14 protein-coding genes are annotated in these 14,178 nt (G+C 61.3%); 7 read left to right on the forward strand and 7 right to left on the reverse strand.

Going from position 1 to position 14,178, the window contains the following annotated elements:
• Positions 1 to 91 precede the first annotated feature (91 nt).
• Positions 92 to 439 (forward strand): arsenate reductase family protein, encoded by a 348-nt coding sequence (locus EHV23_RS10665; protein WP_125096054.1) that lies wholly within the window; start codon positions 92 to 94, stop codon positions 437 to 439.
• A gap of 234 nt (positions 440 to 673) precedes the next feature.
• On the opposite strand, the gene EHV23_RS10670 is transcribed toward EHV23_RS10665, so the two are convergent.
• From EHV23_RS10670 to EHV23_RS10680, 3 genes are all read right to left on the reverse strand, one after another.
• Positions 674 to 1,363 (reverse strand): 7-cyano-7-deazaguanine/7-aminomethyl-7-deazaguanine transporter, encoded by a 690-nt coding sequence (locus EHV23_RS10670; RefSeq protein WP_125096055.1) that lies wholly within the window; start codon positions 1,361 to 1,363, stop codon positions 674 to 676.
• A 284-nt stretch (positions 1,364 to 1,647) separates the two neighbouring features.
• The gene (gene queF, locus EHV23_RS10675; RefSeq protein ID WP_125096056.1) at positions 1,648 to 2,118 is read right to left on the reverse strand and encodes a preQ(1) synthase; all 471 of its coding nucleotides are present in this window, start codon (positions 2,116 to 2,118) and stop codon (positions 1,648 to 1,650) included.
• 236 nt (positions 2,119 to 2,354) lie between these two features.
• Positions 2,355 to 3,680, reverse strand: coding sequence for an IS5 family transposase (locus tag EHV23_RS10680; RefSeq protein ID WP_125096057.1), 1,326 nt, complete (start codon positions 3,678 to 3,680; stop codon positions 2,355 to 2,357).
• Positions 3,681 to 3,882: 202 nt separating this feature from the next.
• Between EHV23_RS10680 and EHV23_RS10685 the strand changes: the two genes are divergently transcribed.
• Positions 3,883 to 5,289, forward strand: a complete 1,407-nt coding sequence (locus EHV23_RS10685; RefSeq protein ID WP_125096058.1) for an IS4 family transposase — start codon at positions 3,883 to 3,885, stop codon at positions 5,287 to 5,289.
• Positions 5,290 to 5,361: 72 nt separating this feature from the next.
• Here the strand turns inward: EHV23_RS10685 and EHV23_RS10690 are convergent, their stop codons facing one another.
• A complete protein-coding gene (locus tag EHV23_RS10690) occupies positions 5,362 to 6,651 on the reverse strand; it encodes a hypothetical protein (protein WP_125096059.1) in 1,290 nt (429 codons plus the stop codon).
• A 147-nt stretch (positions 6,652 to 6,798) separates the two neighbouring features.
• On the opposite strand from EHV23_RS10690, the gene EHV23_RS15290 reads away from it, so the two are divergent.
• Positions 6,799 to 6,963 carry a hypothetical protein gene (locus EHV23_RS15290; protein ID WP_158615938.1) on the forward strand — a complete coding sequence of 55 codons (165 nt, stop codon included), beginning with the start codon at positions 6,799 to 6,801 and terminating at the stop codon, positions 6,961 to 6,963.
• A gap of 210 nt (positions 6,964 to 7,173) precedes the next feature.
• Complete coding sequence (locus EHV23_RS10695) at positions 7,174 to 8,598, forward strand: carboxypeptidase-like regulatory domain-containing protein (protein ID WP_125096060.1); 1,425 nt, start codon at positions 7,174 to 7,176, stop codon at positions 8,596 to 8,598.
• Here EHV23_RS10695 and EHV23_RS10700 read toward each other — a convergent pair.
• Positions 8,595 to 8,837 carry an AbrB/MazE/SpoVT family DNA-binding domain-containing protein gene (locus tag EHV23_RS10700; protein ID WP_125096061.1) on the reverse strand — a complete coding sequence of 81 codons (243 nt, stop codon included), beginning with the start codon at positions 8,835 to 8,837 and terminating at the stop codon, positions 8,595 to 8,597. The genes EHV23_RS10695 and EHV23_RS10700 overlap by 4 nt on opposite strands.
• 103 nt (positions 8,838 to 8,940) lie before the next feature.
• Between EHV23_RS10700 and EHV23_RS10705 the strand changes: the two genes are divergently transcribed.
• On the forward strand, positions 8,941 to 10,548 hold the full coding sequence (locus tag EHV23_RS10705; protein WP_125096062.1) for a peptide chain release factor 3: 1,608 nt from the start codon (positions 8,941 to 8,943) through the stop codon (positions 10,546 to 10,548).
• Between the two features lie 237 nt (positions 10,549 to 10,785).
• Positions 10,786 to 11,640 carry a GRP family sugar transporter gene (locus EHV23_RS10710; RefSeq protein ID WP_125096063.1) on the forward strand — a complete coding sequence of 285 codons (855 nt, stop codon included), beginning with the start codon at positions 10,786 to 10,788 and terminating at the stop codon, positions 11,638 to 11,640.
• Positions 11,641 to 11,816: 176 nt separating this feature from the next.
• Here the strand turns inward: EHV23_RS10710 and EHV23_RS10715 are convergent, their stop codons facing one another.
• Entirely contained in the window at positions 11,817 to 12,731 is a 915-nt protein-coding gene (locus tag EHV23_RS10715) for a DMT family transporter (RefSeq protein ID WP_125096064.1), read from the reverse strand.
• 16 nt (positions 12,732 to 12,747) lie between these two features.
• The gene (gene trxA, locus EHV23_RS10720; RefSeq protein WP_125096065.1) at positions 12,748 to 13,125 is read right to left on the reverse strand and encodes a thioredoxin; all 378 of its coding nucleotides are present in this window, start codon (positions 13,123 to 13,125) and stop codon (positions 12,748 to 12,750) included.
• 385 nt (positions 13,126 to 13,510) lie between these two features.
• Between trxA and EHV23_RS10725 the strand changes: the two genes are divergently transcribed.
• The gene (locus EHV23_RS10725) at positions 13,511 to 14,173 is read left to right on the forward strand and encodes a hypothetical protein (RefSeq protein WP_125096066.1); all 663 of its coding nucleotides are present in this window, start codon (positions 13,511 to 13,513) and stop codon (positions 14,171 to 14,173) included.
• The last annotated feature ends 5 nt before the right edge of the window (positions 14,174 to 14,178 follow it).

The following is a 14,178-nucleotide window of genomic DNA, read 5'->3' on the forward strand; positions in this document are numbered from 1 at the left end:
GGTGGGGGTTGTGTGATAACGTCAGCCGTTTCGGCCCTTTCAGGCTCCTTCCGACCCTTTCCGACCTTCAGGACTTCAGGAAACCCCCGCCATGGCAGACACCATCACCATCTATCACAACCCCCGCTGCAGCACCTCCCGCAAGGTGCTGGACGCCATTCGCGCGTCCGGCCACGAGCCGGTGGTGGTGGACTACCTGAAGACCGGCTGGCAGCGTGACCAGCTGCAGACCCTGCTGAAGAAGGCCGGTCTCTCCCCCCGTGATGTGCTGCGCACCAAACAGGAAGAGGCCAAAGCCCTGCTGGCCCGCAACGCCAGTGATGCCGAGATTTTCGAGGCCATGCTGACGCTGCCCGTGCTGGTCGAACGCCCGCTGGTCGAAACCCCGAAGGGCGTGCGGCTGGTGCGCCCCATCGAAAAGCTGGATGAGATTCTGTGATGGAGCCGTGGCAGGCTGCCTTCAACCGAATTCGCCTGACGCAGGGCTGATCCAATGGCTGCAGTCAGGCAGTCAGGCAGTCAGGCAGTCAGGCAGTCAGGCAGTCAGGCAGTCAGGCAGTCAGGCAGTCAGGCAGACAGGCCGCTGGTTTGCACACCATGAGGGGCGGCCTGGCGCCATTCCGGGCACCCCGGGGGCGATGTCCTGGCTCCCTCGGGCATCCGTTGGGCGGAATCAGGGGCGCTGCGCGTCCTGTACAGTCGTCAGCCGGCGCGTCAGCGCATTCAGCAGTACCCCGTAGGCCGGCACGAACATCAGGATGCAGATGGTCAGCTTGAACAGATAGTCCACCAGCGCAATGTGTGGCCAGTTCTCTGCCATGAACGGATCCACACTGGCGTAGAAGGCAATCGAGAAGAACAGCACCGTATCCAGTGCATTGCCCACGAACATCGACGCCGTGGGCGCCGGCCACCACGCCCGCAGGCCTCGCAGCCGGTTGAACACGAAGATGTCCATCACCTGCCCGAACGCATAGGCCGCAAAACTGGCCAGCGCAATGCGGAACACGAACAGGTCGAACGAGGCCAGCGCCCCCCACCCCGTCCACGCCCCGTCGTGGAACAGCACCGAAATCACGTACGAGAGCAGCAGCGCCGGAAACATCACGAAGAAGATGATCCGTCGTGCCAGCCGCTGCCCGAAGATCCGCACCGTCAGGTCCGTGGCCAGAAAGATGAACGGAAAGCTCAGCGCCCCCCAGGTGGAGTGCACCACGAACCCGCTGGGCAGCGTGAACGAAAACGGAAACTGCACCAGATAGTTGCTCGACGCGATGACCAGGATGTGAAAGGCCACCAGCCAGCGCAACGCCCGCAGCTGCTGGGCATCGGTGAAGTGAAAGGACGGGAGAGACTGAGCCATGGGAGGACGGCGGCTACCGCGCCGGGACAGGGGAGACGGGACGGTAGTATGCCGGGGGACGGGCCGGTGGAATAGCCCAGCCGTGAAAATGCAAAGCCCTTTGCACACGTTTGCGAGCGCTTTGAACGCCTGGCCGGGATGAGCCAGAAGGCGCCATGGGGTGGCAAATGGCAATGTGCTGGATTGCCCGGGCATGCGGATCAAAGTGCCGCAGGGTTTTTGCAGTGACCCCAACAAAAACAGGCGAAACGCTGTCATGGCCCGGACAATCCAACACACTTGATCTACTGCTGGTCGTGGAAGAACAGCCGCTCCCGCGCCAGCTCCTCGAAGCGCGTACCCGGCTTGCCGTAGTTGGCAAACGGATGGATGGCAATGCCCCCGCGCGGCGTGAACTCGCCGAACACCTCGATGTACTTCGGGTCCATCAGCGCAATCAGGTCTTTCATGATGATGTTGATGCAGTCCTCATGGAAGTCGCCGTGGTTGCGGAAGCTGAACAGGTACAGCTTGAGCGACTTGCTCTCCACCATCTTCTGCGCCGGGATGTAGCGGATGATGATGGTGGCAAAGTCCGGCTGCCCGGTGATCGGGCACAGACCGGTGAACTCCGGGCAGACGAACTTCACGAAGTAGTCGTTGTCCGGGTGCTTGTTGTCGAAGGCTTCGAGCACGTCGGGGGCGTAGTCGGCGCGGTACTCGGTGCCCTGGCTGCCGAGGTGGGTGATGCCGTGGAGTTCGGAAGGGGTTCGCATGAAAAATGGCTCTGGGGAGATGGTGAAGAGGATTGAATCAATGAGCAGGACACCGAGTGTGCAGGGAGGGTTATTGCCCCCCCTTGCAGCCAAAGGATGCTACCCATGATGTGGGAAAAAACGATCCCCTTTTGCTATGGAGTCAGTCCTGAACAACCCAGAATCCGCACGTCAGCCTGTTGCTGAACGGAACGACCGAGAGACTGGACAGGACCGGGTTGGTGCCGCTCTGCCGTCTACAACGTTATTTCTGACCGATCCGGCAGCATCAGCCGTACACAGGCCAGAATCGACAGCAAAATGAAAGCGCAAAAACGCAGCAGCCGGATGTTGTGTCCGGCACCGCACAGCACTGCGTGAAGTGCATCTCCCAATGCCCCCTTGAGCCAGTTCCGGTCAAGTTTGCCATCGGTCTTCATGTGACCTATCGTCGGTTCGATGGCGCTGCGGCGTCTGATCATCGCCTTCAGTCCCCGGGTCACGCCTCGCCTCTGTCCTGATCGCAGGATTCTCACGCCCGGCACGTCAGCACCGCGATAGCCCTTGTCCACAACGGCAGTGTCGATACGGCAATCTCCCACAATCGACGCTTGCTCCAGTGCTTCGTACAGGGTGTGGCCGTCGTACGGCCGGCCCGGCATCGATCTTGCGCCCACAACGAAACCTTCCCTGTGCGTCGTGGTGATCGAGACCTTGACACCGAACTCGTAGGGATTTCGGGCCTTGCCCTTGCTGATGCACTCCACCTCCTGCGCATGCAGTGCGTACAGCTTGTTCCTGTCTTTCGGCTGCTGCGTCAGAATCCGTTCGGCCCGTGCCATCAGGTCATCAAGCCATTGACGCAATGGGCCGGTCACCTGCTCTCGTTGCCGGTCGATATCCCGCCATATACGCCCGACCCGTTTGCGCAGCTTGCCGAGCACATTTCGCATCCGCTTGAACTGTCTCGCATGCGCATGGCGGCCCACCTGCCTCGCCAGCTGAGGGGCCACACGACTGTAGCTCTGCCGCAGTTTCAGGCCACACGCCCTGGCAGCCTTGACCAGATGCTGTCTGGTACGTTCCAGAAGCCGGGAATCCGTTGGATGCGCAATCGCCTTCGGCATGACCGTCGTGTCCACGATCACCGTCTTCAGGCTGGATTCCCTGAGCATGCCAAGTTCCTGCGCCAGAACCAGCGTCAAAGACAGCATCTCTTCCACGCCAGCCTCGCCCAGCCTTTTGCGCCAGCGCGTCAGGCTGGACGGATCAATCGGCGGCCTGGTCTGCAGGTAGGTCTCCCCGGTGAAGACCTGCCAGTACGGGTTCTCCACCCAGGTTGCCACCACTTCCTCATCGGACAGGTCGAAGGCATGCTGCAGATACAGCAGCCCGGCAATCAGACGAGGGGACGTGGCGGGCCGCCCCGTACGGGACTTGAACTGGTCCGCCACCAGTTCATCGATGCGCTCCCACTGGATCCGGTCGCCCAGCAGGATCAGCGGATGCTTCAGGTTCAGGTGATCGCGCAGCGGATACCCGAACAGCTCGCCAGTCTGTGGTTGTGATGGCTTTGGACCCATGAAGACCCCGGAGAAATTGCAAGAAAACGAGCCCCTATGATCGCAAATCCTGCAATTTCTGCAGGGTGGTTCCCGGGGTCAGACACTGGGTATCAGGCTTGTGATTCCCCACAACTTTCTCAATGAAATCAACATGACAAGAGAGAATCGCCCATAATTCAGAGGAAGAGAACGAGGCAAAGCCGAACCGGAGGACGCTGCAATGGGCAAGGCAGATCGGACAGAGGTTGAAGTGCAGGATCTGGGTACCCAGTGGGTTGACGAAGAGATCAGTGGCGCGCAGATGCCGGATGCGCGTCTGAAGGCACGCCTGGGCGAGATCATGCGTCATCTCGGCAAGGATGTGACCAACTCGATTCCGTCCTCGTTCGAGGATTGGGCTGCGACGAAAGCAGCGTACCGGATGCTGTCCAATGATCGGGTGGACGTCCAGGCGATCATTTCGGGGCACCTGCAGGCCACACGGCGTCGCGTGCAACAAAGCGAGGGGCAGATTCTGGTGCTGCACGATACAACCTCGTTCACGTTTGATCGGCTGTATCCAGAGGATGTGGGTTTTTTGGGCAGGCTGGCGGGAGCCGAGGAGGAGACGCGGATCTGCGGGATGCTGATGCACGCGAGTCTGGCCATCACGCAGGATGCGCTGCCCCTGGGGCTGTGTGCGCTGCAGTTCTGGAACCGGCAGGAATTCAGCAAGGATCAGGCAGCAGGCAGGGCCGCGCGCAAGCGTGTCGAGGACAGGGAAAGTCATCGCTGGGTCGAGGGGCTGCAGCAGGCCACGGCGTTGCTGCAGGCGGAGTCCGGGCGATGCGTGCACATCGCGGACCGCGAAAGCGACATCTACGCGCTGTTTTACGCGGCCAGGGAGCTGGGCACACATTTCCTGGTGCGCACCAGCACGGATCGCCCGACAGGTAACGGCCAGCAGACAGTGGAAGAGGAGATGGCCGACGCGCCGGTCAAGGGCCTGCACCGGGTGTTCTTTCGTGATCGTTGGGGCCATGCGCACGAGGCGACCGTGACGCTGCGTCATCGGCGTCTGCGGATACGGCCGCCGCAGAAGCACAAGGAGTTGCCCGAGCTGACGCTGACGGTACTGCACGCCACGGAGCGAGGCGCGCCGCTCAATCGCAAGCCCCTGAGCTGGAAGCTGATCACGGATCTGCCGGTTCAGTCGCGCGAGCAGGCCATCGAGAAGCTGGACTGGTATGCGATGCGCTGGAACATCGAGACGTTCTTCAAGGTGATGAAATCGGGCTGCAAGGCCGAGGACGCGCAGCTTCGCACCGCAGAACGGTTGAGCAACCTGATGGCGGTGTACTGCATTCTGTCATGGCGGCTGATGTGGATGACGATGCTCAATCGCCTTGAACCCGAGGCCGACCCGAGGGTGGTGTTCACGGAGCAGGAGATCCGGGCTCTGAAGGCGCTGGTGACGGTACGCTGGAAGAACAAGGTGCCTGAGCCAGAGACGCTGCATGACTGCGTGATCCTGGTGGCGCGCCTTGGCGGCTATCTGGCCAGAAAGAATGACAGGCCACCGGGGAACGAGGTTATCTGGAAGGGGAGGCGCCGGCTTGATGACATCGTTCTGGGAATGTCCATGTGATCAAAGATGTGGGGAATCACAAGGGTATCAGGGGGTGAGACGGGTTGTTCAGGACCGACTATGGAATATATCCTAAAGACGATCTTTGGGAAGTGGACCGCACTGTTCGTTGAGCCATCGCTTTTGAGGTTGCAGAAGGTGTTCGCTGTTCTGGTCCAAATAGGTGATGACGCGTCTTCTTCTGGCCCTGCAGCTTTCATTGTTGGTATCTGAATTGCAGGACTGTAGCAGTCCTTTTTCTATTCTCTTCCTGAAAGGTTTTATCGCTGGCCAAGAAAGTACGTCACGTTCCGGAATGGTTATTTTTGAATATATCAGTTCATGGCTGTTGTTTTGTTTGGAATTCTGAGAGGTTAGGGATATTGCTGGCCATCTTTCATCGAGAGAAAACGATGTCAGTTCTATAACGAAAGGCGTTCCGATTCGCGACTTCAGGAATACCGGGCAAACCCAGCCTTGTTTTGTCTGATTGTTGAGTTCGCAGATTTTTTGTCCCCTGGTTGCGTTGTTTATCATGTTGCATCCCTGCTCTGTAACAACAAGACTGACTGGCGCCTCTCCAAGCCCAAGGGTTCGTACAATTGTTTTTATTGGTGTCAAGGGGATGCTTTGAAATATTGTAGATATTATCAGAATAATAATTCCGAATGTCGTGAATTCAAGATACCCTCCGGATTTTAGAAAAATATAGGCGAAATAGTTCATGGTGTTACAGATGACAATCCATCCAATCATGTAGAAAATAAACGATGATGCATCGTCTAGCAAATAATGTGAATCAATCCATGTGCTAGAAAAGTAAACCCACGCTATGGTTGGGCTGATTGACCATGCCAGTGGGACTGAGATGATAATAGCCAAGGAGCTTGCCAACGAGTTGAATGCAATAATATTGATTATATGAAAAATAACTAAAGGAACAGATATCAGGAGCATCACGTACTTCGTAAATATAGCCCAGGACGTTTCTAGATCAATTCCTTCAAGCAGTAAAAAAACCAATATCATTGTCAGCATAAGAACCATTGTTGGTGTTATATTTTCTGCAAGCTCGTGATCTATTTTTGGGGGGAGGAATATACCGATAATACATGACAGGATTGCGGGCATCGTGAAAGATATTGTTAGAGATGCGGTTATTATTACCCCAACAGCGGCAATTGATGTTAATAAAAATACACTTTCCCCAAGATTGAAAGATGGGGTTATTCCTGCATCCCAGAAGAATGAAATAAGTGCTATGCACCCCATTCCGGTAGATAATGCCAGAATTGTTTTTGTTATTTCAAGTTCTTTTATTTTTTTTAGATCGGCCAGTTTTGGTTTGATTAAGTTTTTTGTGTCTGGTGTTCTCTGGTTCATGTCAGCGATCCTGTTGAAGGAGTTTTTATAATGTCAAGAGGCTGGTGTGGTGGTTTTGTTGATTGGTTTTGTCGTATAGAATCGTCCATGGCTGGTGTTGATTATCCCAAAAGCGATTGTAACAAATAATCTGATTGAGGTATTGCCATGGAACAGCTCAGAACCTGCGCCTCCCTGAGCCCCGAGGAACGGGCCGTCATCCTCGTGATGCTGGTGCGCTTGTGGCGGGCACAGGCCGTTCGGGATCATCTGGTGCAGCAGGGCATTACCGTGCAGGATGTGGCGGATGCAGTTGCCTGGGCGCGCAGCTGATTCAACCCCAGCCTGACGTACGGGCCCACACACCCGACGCCCTGTTCCAGCTTTTTCCGGCTGTTGTACCAGCCGCCACCCAGCTCCCGTCACTTCCTGTTCATCTGCCCGCCATGGTGGGCAGGGGCCTTCTCTTGCCAGAGTGTGGCTTCCTGACGCGAATCGGGCGTCAGGGCTGTCCACCCTGTCGACGTTTTGCCCCGCCCGTCCATGGTCCGTTCCATTTCCCGTTCCCTTCGCCGTGCCAGCCTGCTGCTGGTGGCTGCCCTGCTGGCCGCGTGCGGTGAGGGCGAAGCCGAGGGCGTGGCGCAGGATGCCCTGCACGATGGTGTCGGGCGGGCAGTGGCGGCCTTCCTGTCCGTGATGGTGGGCGATGATGAACAGGATGTTCATGCCGGCGACGATGTTGCCTCGGGGCGAAATGTGCAGGTCGATGAGGGTGCCTCTCCGCGGCAGGGCGCTCACGCCGGCGAGGATGCCTTTTTGCGTCAGGACACTCATGCTGATGGAAGGGCGCTTTTCGGGCGCATTCCGCCGTCCGGCCCCGCGTCGTTCCCCGGCCCCGGGCATGACTCGCTGCCTGCCGGGCATGCAGCCGGCCCCCTGCGCCAGCCGGTCAAGGGGGCCGAGTTTGCCGAGGTGGTGCGCATCGATCTGGAATGGCGCGGGCTGCCGGTCAATCTGGACCGGGAGCGCATCACGGTACAGAAGGGGGCGGAGTTCATTGGCGGGCTGCTGGTGCGTGATGGTGAGCTGCGTTTCTACACCCTCAACGACCCCGGTCATCTGGTGGACGTGGAGTTTCTCATCCGCCTGCCCGGTCGGGAGGTGATCCTGCCGGTCAAGATCGATTCGTTGCGTGCTGCGGAAGGCGCCGTGGTGGCATGGGCCGATGCCGTGCCGTCAGCGGATGCTGGCCTGCTGGCTGGTATCGCTCTTTCGGCCGGCGCAGTCCCGCCAGCTGGTGCAGCCCCGTCGGCTGGTGCAGCTTCGTCAGCCGGTATGGTCCCGTTGGCAGATGTTGTGACGCCGCCCAGTGTTGTACCGCCGGCCGTGGAGCGGGGAATGGATGTGTCGGCCTCGTGGGCGGGGGGCATCCGGCGGGTGTCCACGGGCGGAGAGGGGCTGACGGAGACTTCCAGTCCGGGGGCTGATGTTGGGGCTGGCCCGCAGGCTGATGTCATTGGCAGCGGTGTGTCTGCGCGGGATGAGGCAGGCGACGCGCTGGCTTCACCGGTCACGCTGGCCGGTGCCTTCATCGGTGAGGACAGTCTGGGGGTGACCAGCCTGGCGGGGCGCAAGGTGGCCATCACCGGGCCGTTCAACAACGTGCGTGTGGTGGCCACGGTGGATGCGCTGGGGCGTTTCTATGCGGGGGGTCTGCCTGCCGGTTCCTACGATGTCACGCTGCTCGATACCCACCGCCCGAACTTCCTGACGGTGCTGCTGAAGGTGAACGAGGGCAGCACGCATGTGTCGATGAGCATTCCCTTCGAGGCCCGTTCGCGTGAGCGTTCCCGTCGCCCGGCCAGCCGAACCTTCCGTGCCGGCTGGCGCAACCAGACGCCGGTGATCCGGCAGGACGGGCAGGCGACGGGGCCGGTGGCTGCTGCAATGGTGCACGTTGCCGATTAGCGTGCTGCGGCGCCGCATGTCCGGATGGCCTCGTTCATCTCCTCGATGGAGACAACCCTGGCGGGTTTGCCGAACATGCCTTTCAGTGCGGTGACATCCCTGCGGGATGCACTGAGCAGGAACTGGCCGTTCTTGTCCTCGACAAAGATGAGCCGGTCACCAGCGCGCACGCCCATCGCCTGGAGAAGGTCGTCGGGAAGGGTGATCCGACCGTTCTGTGTGATGGTTGCTGTGATCATGGTTTCTCCCTGCCCGTCACTATAACGCCGGATGGCTTGGGAGCCCATCATCTGCCCCGGGCCAGTAGTCACCCACCCCCCACCCCGGTAGAATCCTGCCACCATGACCACACAACAAGACGAGGTGCGCCGCCGGCGCACCTTTGCCATCATCTCCCACCCCGACGCGGGCAAGACAACCCTCACCGAGAAGCTGCTGCTGTACGCAGGGGCCATCCAGATCGCGGGCAGCGTGAAGGCGCGCAAGGCGTCGCGTCATGCCACGTCCGACTGGATGGAGATCGAGAAGCAGCGTGGCATCTCGGTGGCCAGCTCGGTGATGCAGATGGAGTACCGCGACTGCGTCATCAACCTGCTGGACACGCCGGGCCACAAGGACTTCTCCGAAGACACCTACCGGGTGCTGACGGCGGTGGATGCCGCGCTGATGGTGATCGACGCTGCCAACGGTGTCGAGCCGCAGACGCTGCGCCTGCTGGAGGTGTGCCGGGCGCGCAATACGCCCATCATCACGTTCATCAACAAGATGGACCGCGAGGTGCGCGAGCCGCTCGAAACCCTGGACGAAATCGAGAGCACGCTGGGCATGCCCACCGTGGCCTTCACCTGGCCGGTGGGGATGGGCAAGAATTTCGGCGGGGTGATCGATCTGCGCAAGGAGCAGATGCGCGTCTTCCGGGCCGGGCAGGACCGTGCTGGCGTAGAAGACGACGAAATCCTGGCCGGCCTCGACAATGCCGAGGCACGCAAACGCTTCGGCATGTATTACGAGCAGGCGCAGGGCGAGATCGAGCTGGTGAGCGGCGCGTCCGAGCCGTTCGACCGCGAGGCATTTCTGGCGGGCAAGCAGACGCCGGTGTTCTTTGGTTCGGCCATCAACAATTTCGGTGTGCGCGAGGTGCTGGATGCGCTGGTCGATCTGGCGCCGCCACCCGGTGCGCGGCCTGCGCTGCAGCGCGTGGTGGAGCCCACCGAGCCGAAGTTTTCCGGTGTGGTGTTCAAGATCCAGGCCAACATGGACCCGGCGCATCGCGACCGCATTGCCTTTCTGCGCATTTCTTCCGGGCGTTTCGAGCGCGGCATGAAGCTGAAGGTGGTGCGCAGCGGCAAGGAATTCCGCACGCAGAACGTCATGTCGTTCCTGTCGCAGCGGCGCGAGCTGGTGGAAGATGCCTGGCCGGGCGACATCATCGGTCTGCCCAACCACGGCGTACTGCAGCTGGGCGATACGCTGACCGAAGGCGAAACCCTGCAGTTCACCGGGCTGCCGTTCTTTGCGCCGGAGCTGTTCCAGATCGTGGAGCTGGCCGATCCCATGAAGAGCAAGCAGCTGCGCACGGGTCTCACGCAGCTGGGCGAGGAGGGGGCCATTCAGGTGTTCCGTTCGCAGCTGGGCGGTTCGCTGTTGCTGGGGGCCATCGGCCAGCTGCAGTTCGAGGTGGTGGCCCACCGGCTCAGGACCGAGTATGGCGTGGAAACACGCTTTCTGCCGGCACGCTACCAGATGGCCCGCTGGGTCACGTCGGACGATCCAAACGAGCTGAAGAAGTTCATCGATGCCAACGCCGCCCGCATTGCGTGGGATTCGGTGGAGGCACCGACGTTCATGGTCACCTATCGCAGCGACCTGAACGTGGCCGAGGAGCGCTGGCCCAAAATCCGCTTCCACGCCATGCGCGAGCATGCGGGACTGGTGTTCCAGTCGGCCTGACGGAAGCCCGTTTGTGGTTCGCTGTCGCTGGTCCGGCAGCGGGACCACGACAGCAGGTCGATGCCTTGCCATGACTCTAGCACCAGGATGGTGGTATCGGCTCGTGTCCTGGCATTATCGACAGCGGGGCGGCTGTATCGGCCCCACCTTGCCATTGCCGTACGGTGGCATGGGGTTTTGCCGGGGTGATTCAGGTGTTCGGGGTAAAACGGAAAAGAAGAATGAGGATCCCCGGCCGTGAATATCCTGATCGCACTGCTTCCCGCCCTGTTCTGGGGCATCCTGCCGCTGGTGGTATCGCGTACCGGCGGTACGCCCAGCCAGCAGATCGTTGGTACCACGGTGGGTACGCTGCTGGTGTCGATCGTGGTGGCATTTTTCATGCCGCCGCAGCTGTCGGCCGCGGTGTTCGGTTATGCCTTCGTGTCGGGGGCCTGCTGGGCCTTCGGGCAGATGAACCAGTACCGCTCGTTCGGGCAGATCGGCGTGTCCAACGCCATGCCCATTTCTACCGGCATGCAGCTGGTGTCGACCTCGCTGGTGGGCGTGCTGGCCTTTGGCGAGTGGCCTTCGGCACAGGAAAAGCTGGTGGGTTTTGCCGCCATTGCACTGATCGTGCTGGGCATCTATCTCACTACCCGGCAGGAGGGGGCCGGGCACAAGGGTGTGGACATGAAAGCGGGCGTGATCACGCTGCTGGTTTCCACGGTGGGCTATGTGGGCTATTCGTATTTTCCGCGGGTGGCCAACGTGAATGGGCAGGATGCCTTTCTGCCGCAGGCGGTGGGGATGGTGGTGTCGGCGCTGGTGATGTCGCTGCTGGTGCGTGACAGCCGTCCTTTCAGTCGCAAGACGGTGCAGAACCTGCTGGGCGGGTTCATTTTTGCGGCTGCAGCGCTGAGCTATCTGGTGTCTACCTACCGCAATGGCATTGCCACGGGCTTCACGCTGTCGCAGATGAACGTGGTGCTGGCCACGCTGGGCAGCATCTACATTCTGGGCGAGAAAAAGACGCCGAAAGAAATGCGCCATGTGCTGGCGGGTCTGGCGCTGGTGGTCATCGGTGGGGTGATGATCGGCCTGAACGCCTGAACGCCTGAACGCCTGAACGCCTGAACGCAGCAACGCCCGAACGCAGCAACGCCCGAACGCAGCAACGCCCGAACGCAGGAACGTCCCGAACGCAGGAACGTCCCGAACGCAGGAACGCACAACCGCCCGAATGCCCGGAGGGTTAGGCGTCCGGCGCGTGAAGCCCCCCGCGGCAGCTATTTTGCCGGCGCCGTCCGCTGCGTGCCGCGACCACGAAACAGCATCAGTCCGAGCCCGGAGGCCGACAGCGCCATGGCCAGCCACTGCTGCCAGCCCAGCGGTTCGTCCAGGGCGATGGCGCCCGAGAGCATGGCCACCATCGGAATCATGATGGGCGAGAGCGACACCAGTTTCGGGGGCAGCCAGCCGATCAGCAGGAACCACAGCAGGTTGCCGAACAGCATGGGGATCAGCATGATGTACGCCCAGGTCAGCCACGAGGTGGCCGAGGGCATGAACCAGGCGTGATCGCCCAGCAGCAGGGCGCCGGCCACGATGGGCAGCGAGGCCAGAAAAAGCTGCCAGCCGGTGACCACCGATACGGGTACGGGAATGGGGCGGTGCTTCATGAGCACGGTGGACAGCGCCCAGCCCGCCCCGGAAATCAGCCCGTAGAACATGCCCAGCGGGGCGTCGGCGTAGGCGGCAAAGGCGGGCACCATCAGCACCACGATGCCGGCTATGCCCAGCAGCAGCGCCAGTGTCTGGCGCAGCGAGAATCTTTCGCCAAACAGCAGCCACGACAGCAGCGCGGCCCACAATGGCATGGTGAAGCCCAGCAGGGCGGCCTGCCCGGACGGAATGAGGGTGGTGGCCAGCGTGGTGGCCACGTTCCACAGTGCCAGAAAGCCCCAGGCCGAGCACAGCAGCATGGGCCAGTGCTGGCGCGGGATGTGCAGCGAATGTCCCTGTGCACGGGCGATGAGCAGTAGTGTGATGCCGGCCACCGGCATGGTCAGCGCGCGGAAGGTCCAGACCGACACCTCGCGCACCGCCAGTGAAAACAGCGGCCAGTTGGTACCCCAGATGAACGTGAGCAGCACCATCAGCCAGGGGGCGTGACGGGCGAGCGGACTGGAGGCTGTGCTCATCGGAGCGCAGGGTGGCTCAGCCCTGGGCCTCGTCGGCCGAGTAGGGCTGGGCGCCGCGCTTGATTTCTTCCATGTCGAGTTCGCGGATCTGGCGAATCAGGTCGTCCAGCGCGCTCTTGGGCAGGGCGCCGGCCTGCTGGAAGACGATGACGCGCTCGCGAAACACCATCAGCGTGGGGATGGAGCGGATGCCGAAGTGACCGGCCAGGCTGTTCTCCTCGTCGGTATTGACTTTGGCGAAGACGATGTCGGGGTGCTCCTCCGAGACGTTCTCGAAGACAGGCGCGAAACTCTTGCAGGGGCCGCACCACGGGGCCCAGAAGTCGAGAATGACGATGTCGTTGTTGCTGATGGTGCTGTCGAAGTCGGCGGTTTTGAGTTCCTTGACGGCCATGAGGGTTCCTGGTTGTGACGTTGCGTGATACGCCGGCGAAGTCGGTGTGCGCCCGGGCCATGCAGTCCGTGGCGGCTTGCGTGCCTGCAGCCGCTGCCTGTGTGGGGCCTGCCTGCAGGCAGCCGTTCTGGCCCGCATGGCAGCCATGGATCGGCATGCGGGCAAGGACTCCGGCGGCGTCCGGTTCGTGGGCATTGTCGTTGATGCATCCGGACGCGGCAAGCCGTGTGGGTTTCAGAGCGTGTTCTGCGTGCCGGCATACGGCCGGCAGTCGTGGGAAGAGGGCGCTCCGTGAAAGGCCGCCTTCTATAATCGCAGGGTGTCTTGATGTGTTCGTGTGTGGTCGGGAGGTGGCATGCAGCCAGCATGTGGCAGGCGTCGGTGTTTGGCCCTGGTGGCGGGGCTGCTGGTGAGCGCCGGGGTTGCGCAGCCGGCATGGGCGCGCCCGGGGTTTCCGGCCAAGTATGCCTATGCGCGGCCGATGTACCTGCGTGGCCGTCTGGTTTCCCGTGAAGACACGCTGCCCTATGTGCGTCTGACGGTGGATGTGCCCCGCGACGGCACGCAGCCACCGCAGGACCGTGAATGGATGCGGCCGCTGGAAGATGCGGAGGCGCGTCCGACGCTGACGGCGCTGGTGCCGCTGGACCGCACGGGCCGCCTGACGCTGACGCTCGACTGGCGCCTCTCCCGGGCGCTGCTCGACGACACGTCGCTGCTGGCGGTGGGTGACGAGTTCGAGGCGGTGGTCTATCAGCGCACGTCGCAGGATGAATACCGCGGCGAACTGCTGGCCGTGCTGCTGCGGGGGGCCGGAGACGAGGTGCTGGTCAATTCCCGTCCGGCCGCAGGCCGGCGCCCTGTGCCGGTACCGGCGGCCATACCGTCTGCGGGATCGGTATCGGCCACTGCCCCGGCGCCAGCAGGGAAGAAAGCTGCGGGCAAGGGCAAGGCCGCAAAAGGCCCGGCAGGGAAAAGCCCTGCAGGGCAACGCGCCGTGCGCCGTAATACTTCGGGCAGGAATGCTGCCGCAGGCGCGAAGCATTGACGCGG

The sequence above is a fragment of the Lautropia dentalis genome, from assembly GCF_003892345.1.
Classification (GTDB): Bacteria; Pseudomonadota; Gammaproteobacteria; order Burkholderiales; family Burkholderiaceae_E; genus Lautropia; species Lautropia dentalis.